The 17,900-nt window shown below is 73.7% G+C and carries 18 protein-coding genes; 9 read left to right on the top strand and 9 right to left on the bottom strand.

Features of this window, described 5'->3' with window-relative positions:
* Nucleotides 1-39 precede the first annotated feature (39 nt).
* Together cobT and ACGFXC_RS22190 are read right to left on the bottom strand one after the other, a co-directional pair.
* The gene (gene cobT, locus ACGFXC_RS22195; RefSeq protein WP_393715254.1) at nt 40-1,107 is read right to left on the bottom strand and encodes a nicotinate-nucleotide--dimethylbenzimidazole phosphoribosyltransferase; all 1,068 of its coding nucleotides are present in this window, start codon (nt 1,105-1,107) and stop codon (nt 40-42) included.
* Nucleotides 1,108-1,173: 66 nt separating this feature from the next.
* On the bottom strand, nt 1,174-2,388 hold the full coding sequence (locus ACGFXC_RS22190) for a bifunctional adenosylcobinamide kinase/adenosylcobinamide-phosphate guanylyltransferase (protein ID WP_393715253.1): 1,215 nt from the start codon (nt 2,386-2,388) through the stop codon (nt 1,174-1,176).
* Nucleotides 2,389-2,491: 103 nt separating this feature from the next.
* Between ACGFXC_RS22190 and ACGFXC_RS22185 the strand changes: the two genes are divergently transcribed.
* Nucleotides 2,492-2,701: a hypothetical protein gene (locus ACGFXC_RS22185; RefSeq protein ID WP_393715382.1), complete on the top strand. Its 210-nt coding sequence runs from the start codon at nt 2,492-2,494 to the stop codon at nt 2,699-2,701.
* 54 nt (nt 2,702-2,755) lie between these two features.
* Here ACGFXC_RS22185 and ACGFXC_RS22180 read toward each other — a convergent pair whose 3' ends face one another.
* Complete coding sequence (locus ACGFXC_RS22180; RefSeq protein ID WP_393715251.1) at nt 2,756-3,544, bottom strand: SDR family NAD(P)-dependent oxidoreductase; 789 nt, start codon at nt 3,542-3,544, stop codon at nt 2,756-2,758.
* 94 nt (nt 3,545-3,638) lie between these two features.
* Here ACGFXC_RS22180 and ACGFXC_RS22175 point away from each other — a divergent pair, with 94 nt between their 5' ends.
* Nucleotides 3,639-4,238, top strand: coding sequence for a TetR/AcrR family transcriptional regulator (locus ACGFXC_RS22175; protein WP_393715250.1), 600 nt, complete (start codon nt 3,639-3,641; stop codon nt 4,236-4,238).
* Between the two features lie 78 nt (nt 4,239-4,316).
* Here ACGFXC_RS22175 and ACGFXC_RS22170 read toward each other — a convergent pair whose 3' ends face one another.
* Both ACGFXC_RS22170 and ACGFXC_RS22165 read right to left on the bottom strand, forming a co-directional pair.
* Nucleotides 4,317-5,024 carry a class I SAM-dependent methyltransferase gene (locus ACGFXC_RS22170; RefSeq protein ID WP_393715249.1) on the bottom strand — a complete coding sequence of 236 codons (708 nt, stop codon included), beginning with the start codon at nt 5,022-5,024 and terminating at the stop codon, nt 4,317-4,319.
* A gap of 77 nt (nt 5,025-5,101) precedes the next feature.
* Nucleotides 5,102-5,710: a DUF3043 domain-containing protein gene (locus ACGFXC_RS22165; RefSeq protein WP_393715247.1), complete on the bottom strand. Its 609-nt coding sequence runs from the start codon at nt 5,708-5,710 to the stop codon at nt 5,102-5,104.
* A 253-nt stretch (nt 5,711-5,963) separates the two neighbouring features.
* Here ACGFXC_RS22165 and ACGFXC_RS22160 point away from each other — a divergent pair, with 253 nt between their 5' ends.
* Entirely contained in the window at nt 5,964-6,758 is a 795-nt protein-coding gene (locus ACGFXC_RS22160; RefSeq protein WP_351830546.1) for a PspA/IM30 family protein, read from the top strand.
* A gap of 14 nt (nt 6,759-6,772) precedes the next feature.
* The gene (locus tag ACGFXC_RS22155) at nt 6,773-7,051 is read left to right on the top strand and encodes a hypothetical protein (RefSeq protein ID WP_393715245.1); all 279 of its coding nucleotides are present in this window, start codon (nt 6,773-6,775) and stop codon (nt 7,049-7,051) included.
* A gap of 108 nt (nt 7,052-7,159) precedes the next feature.
* Here ACGFXC_RS22155 and ACGFXC_RS22150 read toward each other — a convergent pair whose 3' ends face one another.
* Nucleotides 7,160-7,957: a hypothetical protein gene (locus ACGFXC_RS22150; RefSeq protein WP_393715244.1), complete on the bottom strand. Its 798-nt coding sequence runs from the start codon at nt 7,955-7,957 to the stop codon at nt 7,160-7,162.
* A 70-nt stretch (nt 7,958-8,027) separates the two neighbouring features.
* Here ACGFXC_RS22150 and ACGFXC_RS22145 point away from each other — a divergent pair, with 70 nt between their 5' ends.
* The 3 genes from ACGFXC_RS22145 (at nt 8,028) to ACGFXC_RS22135 (ending at nt 12,861) form a co-directional block, all read left to right on the top strand.
* Nucleotides 8,028-8,852 (top strand): adenosylcobinamide-GDP ribazoletransferase, encoded by an 825-nt coding sequence (locus ACGFXC_RS22145; RefSeq protein ID WP_393715242.1) that lies wholly within the window; start codon nt 8,028-8,030, stop codon nt 8,850-8,852.
* Between the two features lie 32 nt (nt 8,853-8,884).
* Entirely contained in the window at nt 8,885-9,604 is a 720-nt protein-coding gene (locus ACGFXC_RS22140; RefSeq protein WP_393715240.1) for a response regulator, read from the top strand.
* Nucleotides 9,605-9,747: 143 nt separating this feature from the next.
* Nucleotides 9,748-12,861 (top strand): efflux RND transporter permease subunit, encoded by a 3,114-nt coding sequence (locus ACGFXC_RS22135; protein ID WP_393715238.1) that lies wholly within the window; start codon nt 9,748-9,750, stop codon nt 12,859-12,861.
* A gap of 90 nt (nt 12,862-12,951) precedes the next feature.
* On the opposite strand, the gene nadA is transcribed toward ACGFXC_RS22135, so the two are convergent.
* On the bottom strand, nt 12,952-14,139 hold the full coding sequence (nadA, locus tag ACGFXC_RS22130; protein WP_393715236.1) for a quinolinate synthase NadA: 1,188 nt from the start codon (nt 14,137-14,139) through the stop codon (nt 12,952-12,954).
* Between the two features lie 323 nt (nt 14,140-14,462).
* On the opposite strand from nadA, the gene erpA reads away from it, so the two are divergent.
* Nucleotides 14,463-14,819, top strand: coding sequence for an iron-sulfur cluster insertion protein ErpA (erpA, locus tag ACGFXC_RS22125; protein ID WP_214940913.1), 357 nt, complete (start codon nt 14,463-14,465; stop codon nt 14,817-14,819).
* 100 nt (nt 14,820-14,919) lie between these two features.
* Here the strand turns inward: erpA and ACGFXC_RS22120 are convergent, their stop codons facing one another.
* Together ACGFXC_RS22120 and ACGFXC_RS22115 are read right to left on the bottom strand one after the other, a co-directional pair.
* Nucleotides 14,920-16,398, bottom strand: coding sequence for a hypothetical protein (locus ACGFXC_RS22120; RefSeq protein WP_393715234.1), 1,479 nt, complete (start codon nt 16,396-16,398; stop codon nt 14,920-14,922).
* A gap of 97 nt (nt 16,399-16,495) precedes the next feature.
* Nucleotides 16,496-16,711: a hypothetical protein gene (locus ACGFXC_RS22115; protein ID WP_393715232.1), complete on the bottom strand. Its 216-nt coding sequence runs from the start codon at nt 16,709-16,711 to the stop codon at nt 16,496-16,498.
* Nucleotides 16,712-16,842: 131 nt separating this feature from the next.
* On the opposite strand from ACGFXC_RS22115, the gene ACGFXC_RS22110 reads away from it, so the two are divergent.
* Nucleotides 16,843-17,829, top strand: coding sequence for a carbohydrate kinase family protein (locus ACGFXC_RS22110; RefSeq protein WP_393715231.1), 987 nt, complete (start codon nt 16,843-16,845; stop codon nt 17,827-17,829).
* Nucleotides 17,830-17,900 lie beyond the last annotated feature (71 nt).

Here is a 17,900-nt window from a genome sequence, read left to right as displayed (position 1 = left end):
GTGCACTGCGGACTGGTCAGGCCCGTAGTGCCCGGTGTCTCAGTCCGTCGGCTGTTCCACGGCCGCCCGCTCCGGGAGTTCCGCCGCGAGTGCGGCGGCCGCCTGGACCAGGGGGAGTGCCAGCAAGGCCCCGGTTCCTTCCCCCACTGTGACGCCGTGGTCGAGCACGGGGTTGAGTGCCATCCGGTCCAGGGCCTTGGCCTGGCCCGGTTCTCCGCTGGTCTGTCCGGCCAGCCACCAGTCCGGGGCCCGGAAGGCGGCCCGCTGGGCCACCAGTCCGCAGGCCGCCGAGACGACCCCGTCCAGGATGACGGGGGTGCGGCGCACCGCGCACTGGAGCAGGAAACCGGTGATCGCGGCGACGTCCGTGCCGCCGACCGCGGCCAGCAGGGCCAGCTGGTCGCCGAGCACCGGCCGGGCGCGTCGCAGCGCGTCGCGGATCGCGGCGCACTTGCGCATCCAGGCCAGGTCGTCGATCGGCACACCGCCGCGCCCGGTCACCACGGACGCGTCCGTTCCGCACAGCGCGGCGACCAGGACGGCGGCCACGGTGGTGCCGCCCACGCTCAGGTCGCCGAGGACGACCAGGTCCGTACCGGAGTCGGCCTCCTCGTCGGCGATCGCGATGCCCAGCCGCAGGGCGGCCTCGGCCTCCTGCGCCGTCAGCGCGTCCTCCACGTCGATCCGTCCGCTGCCGCGCCGGACGCGGTGGCGCGTCACGTCCTCGGGGAGGAGGGCCGGATCGCAGTCGAGGCCGGTGTCGACCACGCGCACGCCCGCGCCGAGCCGCCCGGCCAGGACGGACACCGGGCTGCTCCCGTCCAGGACGGACCGCACCAGCGCGTGGGCGCCGCCGGCGGGGCGGGCGGAGACGCCCCGGGCCGCGATCCCGTGGTCGGCGGCGAACAGGACGACGCGCGGCCGCTCGATCGGCTTGACCGGGACCCGCCCCTGGGCGGCGGCCAGCCATTCGGCGAGCTCGTCGAGCCGGCCCAGCGCGCCGGGCGGCACGGCCAGCCGCTCACGGCGATCCTCGGCGTCACGCCGGACGCCCCCGTCGGGGCGTTCGATCAGATCGGAGAAGTCGTCGAGATTCAGCGTGGTCATCTGGCAGAGACTACAGCCGGTCAGGCCCTGCCTCAGGGGGTGTGCCGCCGATCCCGTGGCGGTCCGTCACCCCGGTTGCCCCTTCAGGACGAGGGCCTGCCCCGCCACCACCAGCAGGACGTGCTCGCACTCGCCCGCCACCGCGTTGTTGAGGCGGCCCAGCTCGTCGCGGAACCGCCGCCCCGACGCGGTCGCGGGGACCACTCCGGAGCCCACCTCGTTGCTGACGAGCACCACCGCGCGGCGGGCCGCGCGGACCGCCGCGACCAGCTCGGCCACCCGGTCGCGCAGCTCCCCGCGGCCCCGCGCCTCCCACACGGCGTCGTCCCAGGCCCCGGCCCGGTCCATGGCGTCGGTGAGCCACAGCGCGAGGCAGTCGATCAGCAGCGGGGGCCCGGACCCCGCCAGCAGCGGCGCCAGGTCGCAGGTCTCCACCGTCCGCCAGCCGGCCGGGCGGCGCTCGCGGTGCAGGCCGACGCGCCGGGCCCAGTCCGCGTCGTCCTCGCGGGTCCCGGAGGTGGCCGCGTAGACCACCTCCGGGTAGGCCTCCAGGCGCCGTTCGGCCTCGACGGACTTGCCCGAGCGGGCACCGCCCAGCACCAGGGTGCGCCGGGGCACGTCCGGGCCCGCGCGGTACTCGCCCGCCACCACCGTGGTGCCGTCCGGCACGGCGCGGGCGCCGGCCGCCGCGCACCGGCGCTCCAGCTCCCGGCCCGGCGGGGTGTCGTGGTCCAGGTGCACGGCGATCACGTCGGTGGCCGGGCCCACCGCGCCGCTCGCGCGCAGCCGGGCCAGGGCTTCGGGGCGGCCGAGCACATCGGCGAGGACCACGTCGTACGCGCGGCGGGCCGTCGTCCCGGTGGTGCCTGCGGGCGCGCCGCCCGGCGGCAGGTACAGCAGTCGGCTCCCGTCCGGGCCGGTGACCTCGTAGCCGGTGCCCGGCGCGTCCATCGGCACCGCCCGCACCCGGTGACCGCTGATGACCGCCAGCTCCCGGCCGTCCGGCACCCGGCCCGCGGCGGGCAGCCCGGGCGGCAGCTCGACGGGCGGCCCGTCGTGCGGGTGCGTCAGCAGCACCTGGCGCACGCCGGCCAGCGAGTGCCCGGCGCGGGCCCCGGCCAGCACCGCCCCGGGGGTCAGGTCCAGCAGCAGCGCCCCGTCCACGAGCACGGCGGTCGCGGCGCGGGCCAGGCCGCCCACGCTGACCGCGCAGGCGGCGCAGGGACAGCCGGGGCGGGGCAGTCCTTCGGGGGTACCGGTGCCGAGCAGAGTGAGTTCCACACGGAGATCCTCCCGCGTCGCCGGGAGTGGTGCGCGCCCGGTTACTCTGCGGGCACACTCATGCCGAGAAGTGTGAGAACGCGTGCGAGCAACGGAGGCGGACATGGTGTGGACGTGGCGGTTCGAGGCGGCCGACGGCACGGAGACGAGCCCGGCGGTGGAGCCGGAGGAGTTCACGACCCAGGGCGACGCGGAGTCCTGGATCGGGGAGGTCTGGAAGGAGCTCCTGGACGGCGGCGCGGAGCAGGTGACGCTCTTCGAGGACGGTACCCAGATCTACGTGATGAGCCTGCGCGCGGCCGCCGAGGCGTAGCCCCCGCACGGCGGGCCGGGACGTCCCGTGCGGGCGGTCCCGGCCCGCCGGGCGTCAGGCCTTCAGGGCGCGTCCGGCGACGGCCAGGGTGAGGCGGCGCGGGGCCAGGGCGGAGGCCAGGGCGGACAGCCGGTTGCCCAGACCGGCGATCACGCTCGGCGGGGTCGAGGAGCGCTCCAGGGCGCGCCGGGCGGTGGTGACGACCTGCTCGGGCGTGGCCATCCTGCCGACGGCGGCGTCCCGGCTGCCCACGACGTCGAAGAACTCGGTGCTGGTCGGACCGGGGGAGACGGCCAGGACGCGCAGCGGCGAGCGGCGGGTCTCGTAGGCGATGGCCTCGGTCAGGCTCAGTACGAAGGCCTTCGTCGCTCCGTAGACCGCCATGGCGGGGGTGGGCTGGTAGGCCGCCGCGCTGGCGAGGGTGACCAGGGCGCCCCGGCCGTCGGCGACCAGGTCGGGCAGGAAGGCCCGGGTCAGGCCCGCCACCGCCGTGACGTTGAGCTGGATCATCCGGTCGACCTGCGCCGGGTCCTGCTCCAGGAAGGGGCCGTGGCTGCCGAAGCCGGCGTTGTTGACCAGGGTCTGGATCCGGATTCCCCGGGCGTCGAGCTCGGCGCGCAGCGCCTCGCCCGCTCCGGGCCGCGCCAGGTCGGCGGCGACCGCGGTGGCGCGTATCCCGTGCTGCCGCTCCAGGGAGGCGGCCAGTTCCTCCAGGCGGTCGAGGCGGCGGGCCACCAGCACCAGGTCGGCTCCGCGCTCGGCCCACTGGCGGGCGAATTCGGCGCCGAGTCCCGCGCTCGCTCCGGTGATCAGGGCGACCGTGCCCCGGTACGTGATCGACATGACCGCTGCTCCGTTACGAGGGGGGTGGGGGTCATCATCAATGTAGGCACCGACATCATTGTTGTCAACGACAACATCCAGAGGGGAGGCCACCTTGGCCGCCGACGAGTCCTACCACCACGGCAACCTCAGGGCCGCCCTGCTGGAGCGCGCCGAAACCGTCCTCGCCGAAGCGGGGGCCGAGGGGCTGAGCCTGCGCGGGCTGGCCCGTGACCTCGGCGTCAGCCACGCGGCGCCCGCGCGCCACTTCCGCGACCGCCAGGCCCTGCTGGATGCGCTGGCCGTCAGCGGCTTCACCGCGCTCAACGCGCGCATGCGGGCCGCCGCCGACGGCGCCCGCGGCCCGGTCGGGGTGCGATTGGCCGAACTGGGCCAGGCCTACCTGGGCTTCGCGGTCGGCCACACGGCGCTGCTGGACCTCATGTTCACGGCGAAGCACGCCGACGGCTCCAGCGCGGAGCTGCGCGAGCTCGGGCACGAGAGCCTGCGGATCGTGGCGGAGCTGATGGCGGAGGGGCAGCGGGACGGCGCCGTGCGCGCGGGAGATCCCGTCCGGCTGGCGCAGGTCGCCTTCTCCACCGTCCACGGCCTCGCCACCCTGGCGGTGGCCGGCCTCCTGGAGGACTCCCCGCTGCCCGCGATGACGGAGCTGGCCCTGGAGGTGGTCCTCGCCGGCCTGCGGCCCGCGGTTTAGGCACGGGCCCGGCAGACGGCAGCGCTCCCGCCCGGAGGACCGGACGGGAGCGCGGTGAAGAGGGGGTGGGGGCGCGGCCTAGCCGCGGACCCCGCACAGGTGCAGCAGCGCCGCCACCGAGCGGTACGGGTCGGTGCGCCCGGCGCGCTCCTCGGCGGCGAGCAGGGCTTCGAGCTCCGCGTCCGGCGGGAGCTCGCCACCGGCCTCGGTGCCGTCGGTGAAGACCCGTACCCCGTACCAGATGGCGAGCGGAGCGCCGATCCCGGACAGGGTCGCGGTCAGGTCGGCCAGCCGGTCGGCGCGCACGTCCATGCCGAGCCGGTTCGTGTAGTCGACGGTGTCGAAGGCGGACAGCGCCTTCCCCCAGTCCCCGGCCAGTCCCGGCCGCAGCGCGAGGGCGTCGCCGTTGCGCACCAGCAGGGAGAGCAGGCCGCCGGGCGCCAGCATCCGGGCCAGCCCGGCGAGCATGGCGTCCGCCTCGGGCACGTACATCAGCACCCCGTGGCACAGCACCACGTCGAAGCTGCCCGGTACGAAGTGCACGCCCGTCTCGCGGCCGTCACCCTCCAGCAGCCGCACCCGGTCGCGGATGCCGGCCGGTTCGGCGGCCAGCGCCTCGCGGGCCGCCTCCAGCATCGCCGGGTCCTGCTCCAGGCCGGTGACCTTGTGACCGGCGCGGGCCAGGCGCAGCGCCTGCGTCCCCTGCCCCATGCCGACGTCGAGGACGCGCAGCCGCTGCCCCACCGGGAAGCGGTGGGCGATCTGCTCCTCGACCTGCCGGCCCACGAGCTCCTGCCGGACGGCGTTGCGCAGTCCGCCCAGGCCTTCGAGCCACAGCCGCGCGCCCTGCGCGAAGCCCTCGTTCAGGGCCGTTCCCCGCGCTTGACCTGCGGCTTCGGCAGGCGGAGCCGGCGCATCTGGAGCGTGCGCATCAGGCCGTACGCGACCGCGCCGCGGCGCGGCTCGTTCGCGAAGCGCTCGTTCAGCGCCTTGCGCAGGCGGATGAAGAGGCCGATGGAGTCGAGGATGATCAGGACGATCACGCCGAGCCACAGCATCAGCGCGATGTTCTGGATCGACGGCACCCGGACCACGCTCAGCGCCAGGATGATCACCGCGAGCGGCAGGAACATCTCGGCGACGGAGAAGCGGGAGTCCACGTAGTCGCGGACGAACTTGCGGACCGGGCCCTTGTCGCGGGCGGGCAGGTACCGCTCGTCGCCGTTGGCCAGCGCCACGCGCTGCTTGGCCATTTCCTCGCGGCGGCGTTCACGGGCTCGCTTGGCGTCCTCCTTGCGATTGCCGGTCGAGGCCACCACGGCCTTGCGCTGCGACTGGGCCACAGCACGCTTCGGCGTAGGGCGGCCCTTCGGGGCCTGTGGGTCACGGGGCTGCGAGAGGTCGGCGCTCACCTTGTCGGCGGCGGCGGCCTTCTCTTCCTTGGAGGAGCGGCTACCAAACACAAAACCCAAGCCTACGTGGTCGCGCGCACGCACCCCACCCCGGCGGGGAACGATCCGGCAACGGCGGGCGTCTTCCCAGTGCGGGGGTCCGCCCGGTCTCGGGGATCACCTACTCCTCACGCCTGACACGGCGCGGGAGTACTCGTCCTGGAGGAGGAGCGCATCCGTACTCGAACAGTGCGGTAATGGAGACAGGGCCCGTACTGTGGGTCCTGTCGGTGACCTGGAGCACAGTCCGTCTAGAAGGGGGCGCGCGAAGCCCATGAGCGGTGTCATGAAGCGTATGGGGATGATCTTCCGCGCGAAGGCGAACAAGGCCCTTGACCGGGCCGAGGACCCGCGCGAGACCCTCGACTACTCGTACCAGAAGCAGCTGGAGCTGCTGCAGAAGGTACGCCGCGGAGTCGCCGACGTGGCGACCTCCCGCAAGCGCCTGGAACTGCAGCTGAACCAGCTCCAGGGCCAGTCCGCCAAGCTGGAGGACCAGGGCCGCAAGGCGCTCGCCCTGGGCCGCGAGGACCTGGCCCGCGAGGCCCTGTCCCGCCGGGCCTCCCTCCAGCAGCAGGTCAGCGACCTGGAGGTGCAGCACCAGACCCTCCAGGGCGAGGAGGAGAAGCTGACGCTCGCCGCGCAGCGCCTCCAGGCCAAGGTGGACGCCTTCCGCACGAAGAAGGAGACCATCAAGGCCACCTACACCGCGGCCCAGGCGCAGACCAGGATCGCGGAGTCCTTCTCCGGCATCTCGGAGGAGATGAGCGACGTCGGCCTGGCCATCCAGCGGGCCGAGGACAAGACCGCCCAGCTCCAGGCCCGGGCCGGCGCGATCGACGAGCTGCTGGCCTCCGGCGCCCTCGACGACCAGAGCGGCCTCGGCTCCAAGGACGACATCCAGGCCGAGCTGGACCGCCTCTCCGGCGGCACCGACGTCGAGCTGGAGCTCCAGCGGATGAAGGCCGAGCTGGCGGGCGGCCCGTCCGCGCAGCAGCAGGCCATCGAGGGCGGCGCCCCGGGCACCGCCCAGCCCTCGCAGACCCAGCACCGGTTCGACAAGCAGTAGGACAGGGGCCCGTCATGATTGTCCGCATCATGGGGGAGGGCCAGGTGAAGCTGGCCGACGGTCACCTCACCGAGCTCAACAGGCTGGACGACGACCTCCTCGCGGAGATGGAGTCCGGCGACGAAGAGGGCTTCCGGCGCACGCTGGGCGAACTGCTCGACGCCGTGCGCCGCCTCGGCGAGCCGCTCCCCGACGACGCCCTGGAGCCGTCCGAGCTGATCCTCCCCGCCCCCGGGGCCTCGCTGGACGAGGTCCGGCAGATGCTCAGCGACGACGGCCTGATCCCGGGCTGACGCGCCCGCCGCCCGCCGCACCCAGGACACCCGGCGGGCGGGGCCGCACCGACGACGAAGGGCCCGCCCCCGCACCGGGGGCGGGCCCTTCGCTCACCCCCGGTTCGCTCACCCGGGGCCGGCCGGCCCGTCCCCGTGGTGCCCGCCGGGCCGCCTGCGCCCGGTGCGCTCGGGGTCCGGGGTGCCGCCGATGAACTCCTCGAACCTGCGGCGCGGCCGGGCCCAGCGGCGGTCGTGGCGGAAGGCCCGCAGACCGGCCTTGGCCCGGGCGCGCGGGCGGTTCGCGTAGAACCTCTTCGCGTAGGGGGAGTCCGGCCGGGCGAGGCGGACCGCGCCGATCAGGGCCGCGAAGGGGATCACCGTCCCGAACACCGCGGTACGCGCCTTCCCCTTCCACAGCGCCACCAGCGCCAGGAAGAAGTTGGTGGCGGTGTTCATGACGACCAGCCCCCGGCTGTGCCGCTCGTCGGGACTCAGCTCGTTGACCCCGAAGGGCAGGAACCCGCCCAGTACCAGCGCGACCACCGCGGCCGTCAGCACCACGACCTCCACGCTCTTGCGGCCCTGCTCGCTCCAGTACACGTCGTCGAGGTGCAGGATCAGCGCGAACTCGTCCAGCACCAGCCCGGCGCCCAGCCCGAACAGCACCGCGGACAGCCCGGACCCGAAGCTGTGCTGGCCGCTGCCGACCGCACCGAAACCCCCGATGATCACGAGGACCACCCCCGGGACCACGTGGTGGACGTGCAGCCCGCCCGGGGTGATGTTCTTGAAGGGGCCCCGGCCGGCCCGGATCAGCCGGGTGATCACCCGGGTGACCAGGAAGGACAGCACGAAGGACAGCAGGGCGAGCAGCAGCGGGAGCTTGCCCGGCTCGATGATGTTCCGGTACCACCAGTGACCCACGACACCTGCTCCCGTTTTGGCGCGTATTGCGAAATTTACCGCCGTCCCGGAGCGGGTAGCGTTCGCGCCGATGACAGACTCGTTCGATGATCCACCACCGGTGCCGCCCTCCGAGCGCGCCTCCCTCGCCGACGGAATCCGCTTCGCGTTCGGCACGCTGAGCGTGCTGCCCGCCCGGATCACCCGCTGGGACCGGCCCGCCGCCCGCAGCGGCATGGCCTGCGCCCCGCTCGTCGGCCTGGCCCTCGGCCTGCTCGCCGCGGCGGCCGGCGCCCTCCTGCTCGTCCTGGGCGGCGGTCCGCTGCTCGCCGCGGTCGCCGCCGTCGCCGTCCCGGCCGCGCTGACCCGCGGGCTCCACCTCGACGGACTCGCCGACACCGCCGACGGACTGGGCAGCGCGAAGCCCGCCGAAGACGCCCTGCGGATCATGAAGCAGTCCGACATCGGCCCCTTCGGGGTCATCTCCCTCCTCGTCGTGTTCCTGGTTCAGGTGGCCGCCCTGGCGAACGTCTACGCCGAGGACGGCTGGGCGGCCGGGGCGCTCGCCGTGGTGGTCGCCGCCGTCACCGCCCGCCTCGCGATGACCCTGGCCTCCCGGGCCGGGGTTCCCGCGGCCCGCCCCGAAGGCCTCGGCGCGGCGGTCGCGGGCGTCGTCCCGCGCCCCGCCGCGGCCGCCGTGGCCGGCGCCGTCGCCCTGGCCGCCGCCTTGGCCGCGCTGCCGGCCGGCCTGCCCGGAGCCGCCCGGCACGCGGCGGCCGTCGGGGCGGGGCTGCTGGCCGCGGACCTCCTGCTGCGCCGCTGCGTCCGCCGCTTCGGCGGGGTCACCGGGGACGTCTTCGGCGCCCTGTGCGAGGTGGCGGCCACCGCCGCCCTGCTGGTCCTCGCACTGGGCTGAGCGCCCGCCACCGTCGCGCGTACCCTTCGGGGGTGGACGACACGGGGACCCAGACACAGGCCGGCCGCCCCATCAGGGTGCTGCTCGCCGACGACCAGGCGCTGCTGCGCAGCGCCTTCAAGGTGCTCGTCGACTCCGAGCCCGACATGCAGGTCGTCGGCGAGGCCTCCGACGGCGCCCAGGCCTATGCCCTGGCGCGCGAACGGGAGGCCGACGTGGTCCTCATGGACATCCGGATGCCGGGCACCGACGGGCTCGCCGCCACCCGCATGATCAGCGCCGACCCCGGGCTGTCCGGGGTCCGGATCGTCATGCTCACCACCTTCGAGGTGGACGAGTACGTGATCCAGGCCCTGCGCGCCGGGGCCTCCGGCTTCCTCGGCAAGGGCGCCGAGCCCGACGAGCTGCTGAACGCCATCCGCCTCGCGGCGGCCGGCGAGGCACTGCTCTCCCCGGCCGCGACCAAGGGTCTGATCGCCAGCTTCCTCGCCCAGGGCGGCCCCGCGGAGGCGCCCGCCGCCGGCTCGGCCCACGCCGAACGCCTCGCCGCGCTCACCGTCCGCGAGCGCGAGGTCCTCGTCCTGGTCGCCGCGGGCCTGTCCAACGACGGCATCGCGGCCCGGCTGGAGGTCAGCCCGCTCACCGTCAAGACCCACGTCAACCGGGCCATGGCCAAGCTCGGCGCCCGCGACCGGGCGCAATTGGTGGTCATCGCGTACGAATCGGGCCTGGTCCGCTCGCGCGCCGACTGATCCGCGCGCCGCCACACCCCACGGAGTACTGCGGACGCGGTACGCCGCACACAAGGACGGCACCTGGGAGCGACGCGTCGGCGTACGGCGGCGGGAGAGGCTGAGGAGCCCTCGCCTACGTACTGCAGAGAGATCCCACGCCCATGTCATGGCTGTCCCGCTTCAGCCTTGCCCAGAGAGCGCTGATCGGCCTCGTGTCGATCATCGCGCTGCTCTTCGGCGCCATCGCCATCCCGCAGCTCAAGCAGCAGCTGCTGCCCTCCATCGAACTGCCCATGGTGTCCGTGCTCGCGCCGTACCAGGGCGCCTCGCCCGACGTGGTGGAGAAGCAGGTCATCGAGCCGATCGAGGCGACCCTCAAGGGCGTCGACGGCATCACCGGCATCACCTCCACCGCCAGCGAGGGCAACGCCCTCATCCGGGCCACCTTCGACTACGGCGACAGCGGCACCAAGCAGCTCGTCGCCGACGTCCAGCAGGCCGTCAACCGGGCCCGCGTCCGGCTGCCCTCCGAGGTCGACCCCCAGGTGGTCGCCGGCTCCACCGACGACATCCCCACCGTCGTCCTCGCCGCCACCTCGGACAAGGACCAGCAGGCCCTCGCCGACCAGCTGAACAAGTCCGTCGTCCCCGTCCTGGAGGACGTCCCCGGCGTCGCGCAGGTCAGCGTGGACGGCGTCCGTGACCTCCAGGTCACCGTCACCCCCGACGACGCGAAGCTCGCCGCGGCCGGCCTCGACGCCACGAAGCTCGGCGAGGGCCTCAAGGCGGGCGGCGCGACCGTTCCCGCCGGCTCCTTCGACGAGGAGGGCAAGAACCGCACCGTCCGCGTCGGCTCCGGCTACACCTCCCTCGCCCAGCTGGAGGACCTGCGGCTGAGCCCCGGTCCGGGCAAGCCGGCCGTGCGCCTCGGTGACGTGGCCGCGGTCAAGCAGGAGCCGGCCGCCGCCGACTCCATCACCCGCACCAACGGCAAGCCCAGCCTCGCCCTCGTCCTGACCATGGACAAGGACGGCAGCGCCGTCGCCATCTCCGACGCCGTCAAGGACAAGCTCCCCGAGCTGCGCTCCACCCTCGGCTCCGGCGCCGCGCTGACCGTCGTCAGCGACCAGGGTCCGGCCGTGGCCAAGTCCATCTCCGGCCTCACCACCGAGGGCCTGCTCGGTCTCGCCTTCGCGGTGATCGTGATCCTGGTCTTCCTCGGCTCGATCCGCTCGACGCTGGTCACCGCGGTCTCCATCCCGCTGTCCGTGGTCCTCGCCCTGATCGTGCTGTGGACCCGCGACCTGTCGCTGAACATGCTGACGCTGGGCGCGCTCACCATCGCCATCGGCCGCGTCGTCGACGACTCGATCGTGGTCCTGGAGAACATCAAGCGCCACCTCGGCTACGGCGAGGAGCGCGAGGCCGCCATCATCGCCGCCGTGCGCGAAGTGGCCGGCGCGGTCACCTCCTCGACGCTGACCACCGTCGCCGTGTTCCTGCCGATCGGCCTGGTCGGCGGCATGATCGGCGAGCTGTTCGGCTCCTTCTCGCTCACCGTGACCGCCGCCCTGCTGGCCTCGCTGCTGGTGTCGCTGACGGTCGTACCGGTCCTGTCGTTCTGGTTCCTGCGCGCCCCCAAGGGCACCTCGCAGGACCCGGAGAAGGCCCGCCGGGACGCCGAGGAGAAGGAGGCGCGCAGCCGCCTGCAGAAGCTCTACGTACGGGTCCTGGGCTTCGCCACCCGGCGCCGCCTGACCAGTGTGGCCATCGCGGTCGTCGTCCTGGTCGCCACCTTCGGCATGACCCCGCTGCTGAAGACGAACTTCTTCGACCAGGGCGACCAGGACGTCCTGACCGTCAAGCAGGAGCTGGCCCCGGGCACCTCGCTCGCCGCCTCCGACGAGGCGAGCCGCAAGGTGGAGAAGGCCCTTGCCTCCGTCGAGGGGGTCAAGGACTACCAGGTCACCGTCGGCTCCTCCGGCTTCCTCGCCGCCTTCGGCGGCGGCACCGGCACCAACCAGGCCTCCTACCAGGTCACCCTGGACGAGGCCAAGGACTCCGAGGCGGTCAAGCAGCGCATCCAGGACGCCCTGGCCAAGCTGGACGGCATCGGCGACACCTCCCTCTCGGCGGGCGGCGGCTTCGGCAGCCAGAACCTGAGCGTGGTCGTCAAGGCCGGTGACGCGGGTGTGCTCGCCGAGGCCGCCGAGCAGGTGCGCGCCGAGGTCGCCACCATCAAGGACGTCACCGACGTCCAGAGCGACCTGGCCCAGTCGGTGCCGCGGATCTCCGTCACCGCCACGCCCAAGACCGCCGAGGCCGGCCTGAACCAGGCCGCGCTGGGCGCGGTCGTCGCGCAGGCCGTCCGGGGCAGCCAGGTGGCCAAGGCCGTACTGGACGACACCGAGCGGGACGTCGTGGTCCGCTCCTCCCGCCCGGCCACCACCCTGGCCGAGCTCCAGGCCCTGCCCGTCGGCCCCGTCAGGCTCGGCGACATCGCCGACGTCAAGGTGGTGCCCGGCCCGGTCGCGATGACCCGGATCGACGGCGCCCGCGCGGCGACCATCACCGCCAAGCCGGTCGGCGACAACACGGGCGCGGTCAGCGTCACCCTGCAGAACAAGATCAAGGCCCTCGACCTGCCGGCCGGGGCCAGCGTCGCGATCGGCGGCGTCTCCCAGGACCAGGACGACGCCTTCGGCTCGCTGGGCCTGGCCATGCTCGCGGCCATCGCGATCGTGTTCATGCTGCTGGTCGCGACGTTCCGCTCGCTGGTCCAGCCGCTGATCCTGCTGGTCTCCATCCCCTTCGCGGCCACGGGCGCGCTGGGCCTGCTGATCGCCACCGGCACCCCCATGGGCGTCCCGGCGATGATCGGCATGCTGATGCTCATCGGCATCGTGGTGACCAACGCGATCGTCCTGATCGACCTGGTCAACCAGTACCGGGCGCAGGGGCTGGGCGTCGTCGAGGCGGTCATCGAGGGCGGCCGCCACCGGCTCCGCCCGATCCTGATGACGGCCCTGGCGACGATCTTCGCCCTGCTGCCGATGGCGCTCGGCGTCACCGGCGAGGGCGGTTTCATCTCGCAGCCGCTCGCGGTCGTGGTGATCGGCGGCCTGGTCAGCTCCACGCTGCTGACCCTGCTGCTGGTGCCGACGCTCTACACGATGGTCGAGCTCCGCAAGGACCGCCGTCGCGCGAAGAAGTCGGCCCGCCTGACGGTGGTCCCGAAGCCGGCCGCCGGCGAGGAGACCCCGGCCAAGGTCTGACCCGGCCAACGCGAGGGGGCCGCCGGGCTGTTGCCCGGCGCCCCCCTCGTGCGTGCGGCCGGCGTTACGGCAGCGCGTTACGGCGGCGCGTTACGGCAGGGCCAGCATCCGCTCCAGCGCGAGCTTCGCGAAGCTCTCCGTCTCCTTGTCGACCCGGATCTGGTTGACGAGGTTGCCCTCGGCCAGGGACTCCAGGGTCCACACGAGGTGGGGGAGGTCGATGCGGTTCATCGTCGAGCAGAAGCAGACCGTCTTGTCGAGGAAGACGACCTCCTTGTCCTCCGCGGCGAAACGGTTCGCCAGCCGCCGGACCAGGTTCAGCTCGGTGCCGATCGCCCACTTGGAACCGGCCGGGGCCGCCTCCAGCGCCTTGATGATGTACTCCGTCGAGCCGACGTAGTCCGCGGCCGCCACGACCTCGTGCTTGCACTCGGGGTGGACCAGGACGTTCACCCCGGGGATCCGCGCCCGGACGTCCTCGACCGAGTCGACCGAGAACCGGCCGTGCACCGAGCAGTGGCCGCGCCACAGGATCATCTTGGCGTTCCGCAGCTGCTCGGCGGTCAGGCCGCCGCCCGGCTTGTGCGGGTTGTAGAGCACGCAGTCGTCCAGGGACATGCCCATGTCGCGGACGGCGGTGTTGCGGCCCAGGTGCTGGTCGGGGAGGAACAGCACCTTCTCGCCCTGCTCGAACGCCCACTCCAGGGCCTTCTTCGCGTTGGACGAGGTGCAGATCGTGCCGCCGTGCTTGCCGGTGAAGGCCTTGATGTCGGCGGAGGAGTTCATGTAGGAGACGGGCACCGTCGCACCGGCGACGCCGGCCTCCGTCAGCACGTCCCAGCACTCCGCGACCTGCTCGGCGGTGGCCATGTCGGCCATCGAGCAGCCGGCCGCGAGGTCGGGCAGGACGACCCTCTGGTCGTCCGAGGTCAGGATGTCCGCCGACTCGGCCATGAAGTGCACGCCGCAGAAGACGATGTACTCGGCCTCCGGCTTGGCGGCGGCGTCCTTGGCCAGCTTGAAGGAGTCGCCGGTGACGTCGGCGAACTCGATGACCTCGTCACGCTGGTAGTGGTGGCCGAGGATGAAGACCTTGTCCCCGAGCTTCTCCTTGGCCGCGCGGGCGCGGGCCACCAGGTTCGGGTCGGACGGCGAGGGCAGGTCGCCGGGACATTCCACACCGCGCTCGCTCCTGGGGTCGGCCTCGCGGCCGAGCAGCAGCAGGGCGAGGGGCGTCGGCTGGACGTCCAAAGGCTGGGCGGTGGTCACGACACGCACCCTTTCTGTTCTGCGACAAGGGACTTCGGGGGAGACATCGCTTCGACTTCTCGTCTATTTGACGCTATCTATCATAACCGCTTCACGTCACTTTGACGATGCCGATAGTGTCGATGTGACGCATTCGCCCCGGCCGGCCCGTGCCGCTCCACCGGCCCTCCGCGCGGGGTCCACCGCTCCGCCCGGGTGTGCGAGCATGAATATCTGAAACAAGGCGGCGGGCCCGGAATGAATCCGCGGTCCCGCTGGTTGCCACCGACGGCAAGAGTCCGACGTTTCCCCAGCCTCCGGCGGGGAGCCGCCCACTTCGGGAGTGAATGCAGATGTCCGTACAGGACGACAAGACCACCGTGAGCGACGGCATCCTCCTGTCCGACGCCGCCGCCGACAAGGTCAGGACCCTGCTGGAGCAGGAAGGCCGCGATGACCTGGCGCTGCGCGTCGCCGTCCAGCCCGGCGGCTGCTCCGGCCTGCGCTACCAGCTCTTCTTCGACGAGCGGTCCCTCGACGGCGACGTCGTCAAGGACTTCGACGGCGTCAAGGTCGTCACCGACCGGATGAGCTCCCCGTACCTGCACGGTGCCTCGATCGACTTCGTCGACACCATCGAGAAGCAGGGCTTCACCATCGACAACCCGAACGCCACCGGCTCCTGCGCCTGCGGCGACTCCTTCAGCTAGGCCCCGGCCCGGCTGACCCCGCACGACCGAGGGCCCGGGTACCGGACGGAAATCGTCCGGTACCCGGGCCCTCGTGCGTACCCGCGGCCGCCCGCCGGGGCTACTGGCGGGGGAGTTCCTTGCCCGTCGTCGCGTCGACCACCTTGCGGTCGCCGAGCGGCTGCTGGAGCCGCGCCGTCACCGAGGTCTCCTGCGCCAGCATGATGCACGCCTGGCCGGGCTGTTTCGGAGTGTCCGTGATCTTCACCAGCACCGAGCCGCCCTCCTCGCGCGCCTCCAGGGCGTACGTGCTGCACACGCTGCCCCAGAAGTTCACCGTCAGGGTCCGGTCGGCCTGCGCGTACGAGAACCCGGGGACCGTACGGCCCTGCGGGGGCACCGGCGCGCCGCCGCCCTCGTCCTTGGCCGCCGGGCCCGCCACCGTGCGGCTCGCCCCGCCGTCCTTGCCCGCCACCTCGAACAGCCAGGCCGGGACCAGGCCCCGCCCGCCGTCGACCGTCCCCGGGGCCAGACCCAGCACGGCCCCCCGTACGGTCTCGGTCCGCGGCGGCTTGAGCGGGCGCGGCTCCGGGTTGCAGGGCAGCGTGTCCGTCGCACCCGTCGGGGTGTCCGGGGTCAGCGGGACCGAGGTCGCGCAGCCGCCGGGGCCCGGGCCGCTGCCGTCGCCGCCCCCGGCCGGCGCGTTGAGCCGGGCCAGCGCCTCGTCGGCGCCGACCACCGGCCGCACGGCCGCCCGGACCGGGGCCTTCAGCTCGCCGCTGCCCGCCACCACCGAGGCGTCGGCCGCCACGGTCAGCTTGGTCGGCCAGCCCGTGGTGGGCAGCCCGCCCACCACCGGATCGGCGCTCACCACCCGTACGGAGTCCCGGGTGAGCCGGGCGTCCACCGCGGCGTCGGCCTGCCCGGCCGCCGCCAGCACCGGGGCCGCGGCCGCCTTGGCCGCCTGCTCGCCGACGGGCGCGCCCGCGGCGTCCGAACCGGCCGCCGCCGAGCCCCCGCCGCCGCCCTGCGGAAGGGTGGCCGGGCCGCAGGTGTCCTTGCCGCGCACGCAGTCGTCCCCGGCGCCGTTCCCGCCCGGCGCGGCGCCCTGGAAGCGGGAGAAGCTCCAGGTCCCGGGGGCCTTGCGGGTGACCGTCAGCCGGGGTCCGGACCCGTCGGCGTCCTGACCGGCCCGCCACTCCTCGCCGCTCAGCCGGGGCGCGCCCGGGATGCCGAGGGCGCGGGCGAGCTTCGCCACCTCCTCGGCGGAGACCTCGCCGGACGCGGCGAAGGCGGGCGCGCCGTCCGCCGGGGCCTGGGGGAGCGGGCCCTCGGCCCGGTAGGTCACCGGGCCGCCGGACGGGTCCGGCTCGCCGGGGGCGATGCCGGGGCCCGGGGGGGAGCCCGCCGGGCGCGGGGCGGCGGCCGCGCTGTCACTCGTACGGCTGCCGTTGCCCGAGGCGTCCCCGTAGGCCGTCGACGCCCAGTAGGCCGTCCCGCCGCCGGCCAGCAGGACGGCGGCCGCGATCGAGCCGATGGCCCAGGACGGCCGCCGTCGTGTGGTGCGTGTGGTACCGGTGTCGGGTTGTTCGCTGGTCACCGCTTCGCTCCTTCGCGTTGTCCCGCCGTACGTGATGCGGGTGTGACGCGGCGGGCGCGGAACCGGTTCCCTTCCCCTCCGTGCGGTGCCGGGGCCGTCAGTCCCCGTACACCGCCGTGGCGGCGATCAGGCGGGCCGAGGCGGGCGGGACGCTGATGCCGTGGATCTGGGACGCCGTCACCCGGTCCGGACGCGGTTCCCGGGGCACCGGCCAGTGCGGGGCCATCCGGGCGCAGTCGCCCAGCAGCCGGGCGAGGCCGGGGCGGGCGCCGGCGGTGTACTCGGAGTACCCGAAGCCATCGGTAGAGGTCATGGAGGCACGGTAGGCACGGCGGCGCGGGTGAAGGAAGTCCTACTACGGGGTAGTTTCGCCGGGTCGGCCTGCCGCCGCGGACCGGGTAGTTTTGACTGTCCCCCGCCGTCCTCCGCAGGAGCATCCACGCCGTGCGCATCGCAGTCACCGGCTCCATCGCCACCGACCACCTCATGACCTTCCCGGGCCGCTTCGCCGACCAGCTGGTCGCCGACCAGCTCCACACGGTCTCCCTCTCCTTCCTCGTCGACAACCTCGACGTGCGCCGGGGCGGCGTCGGACCGAACATCTGCTTCGGCATGGGGCAGCTGGGCACCCGCCCGATCCTGGTCGGCGCGGCCGGCTCGGACTTCGACGAGTACCGCGCCTGGCTGGAGCGGCACGGCGTCGACACCGCGTCCGTGCGGATCTCCGAGGTGCTTCACACCGCGCGCTTCGTGTGCACCACGGACGCCGACCACAACCAGATCGGCTCCTTCTACACGGGCGCGATGAGCGAGGCCCGCCAGATCGAGCTCAAGGCCGTCGCCGACCGGGTGGGCGGACTGGACCTCGTCCTCATCGGCGCCGACGACCCCGAGGCGATGCTGCGCCACACGGAGGAGTGCCGCACGCGCGGGATCCCCTTCGCCGCGGACTTCTCGCAGCAGATCGCCCGGATGGACGGCGAGAACATCCGCACCCTGATGGAGGGGGCGACGTACCTCTTCTCGAACGAGTACGAGAAGGGCCTCATCGAGTCGAAGTCCGGCTGGAGCGACGCGGAGATCCTGGCCAAGGTCGGCACCCGGGTGACCACGCTGGGCGCGCGGGGAGTGCGGATCGAGCGGGCCGGCCAGGAGCCGATCGTCGTGGGCTGCCCGGAGGAGACCGCGAAGGTCGACCCGACCGGCGTCGGCGACGCGTTCCGCGCGGGCTTCCTGACCGGGCTCGGCTGGGGCGTCGGCCTGGAGCGGGCCGCGCAGGTCGGCTGCATGCTGGCCACCCTCGTCATCGAGACGCTGGGCACCCAGGAGTACACCCTGGCGCGGGCGCACTTCATGGAGCGCTTCACCAAGGCGTACGGGGACGCGGCGGCCGCCGAGGTCCGCACGTACCTGACGGCTGCCTCCGCCTGACGCGACGAGGGCGCGCAACGAGGGCGCGCGACGAGGGTGCGCGAGGGGGCCGCACCCGCCCGCCGGGCGGG

Source organism: Streptomyces sp. NPDC048507 (assembly GCF_043199995.1).
Lineage (GTDB): Bacteria > Actinomycetota > Actinomycetes > Streptomycetales > Streptomycetaceae > Streptomyces.
This window is presented reverse-complemented; position numbering and strand designations above follow the sequence as displayed.

What these genes read in the sequence shown, in the direction of transcription:
- ACGFXC_RS22135 (WP_393715238.1), top strand. Translation starts at nt 9,748, where the DNA reads ATGTCATGGCTGTCCCGCTTCAGCCTTGCCCAGAGAGCGCTGATCGGC.
- ACGFXC_RS22155 (WP_393715245.1), top strand. Translation starts at nt 6,773, where the DNA reads ATGATTGTCCGCATCATGGGGGAGGGCCAGGTGAAGCTGGCCGACGGT.
- erpA (WP_214940913.1), top strand. Translation starts at nt 14,463, where the DNA reads ATGTCCGTACAGGACGACAAGACCACCGTGAGCGACGGCATCCTCCTG.
- ACGFXC_RS22185 (WP_393715382.1), top strand. Translation starts at nt 2,492, where the DNA reads ATGGTGTGGACGTGGCGGTTCGAGGCGGCCGACGGCACGGAGACGAGC.
- ACGFXC_RS22145 (WP_393715242.1), top strand. Translation starts at nt 8,028, where the DNA reads ATGACAGACTCGTTCGATGATCCACCACCGGTGCCGCCCTCCGAGCGC.
- ACGFXC_RS22180 (WP_393715251.1), bottom strand. Translation starts at nt 3,544, where the DNA reads ATGTCGATCACGTACCGGGGCACGGTCGCCCTGATCACCGGAGCGAGC.
- cobT (WP_393715254.1), bottom strand. Translation starts at nt 1,107, where the DNA reads ATGACCACGCTGAATCTCGACGACTTCTCCGATCTGATCGAACGCCCC.
- ACGFXC_RS22115 (WP_393715232.1), bottom strand. Translation starts at nt 16,711, where the DNA reads ATGACCTCTACCGATGGCTTCGGGTACTCCGAGTACACCGCCGGCGCC.
- ACGFXC_RS22160 (WP_351830546.1), top strand. Translation starts at nt 5,964, where the DNA reads ATGAGCGGTGTCATGAAGCGTATGGGGATGATCTTCCGCGCGAAGGCG.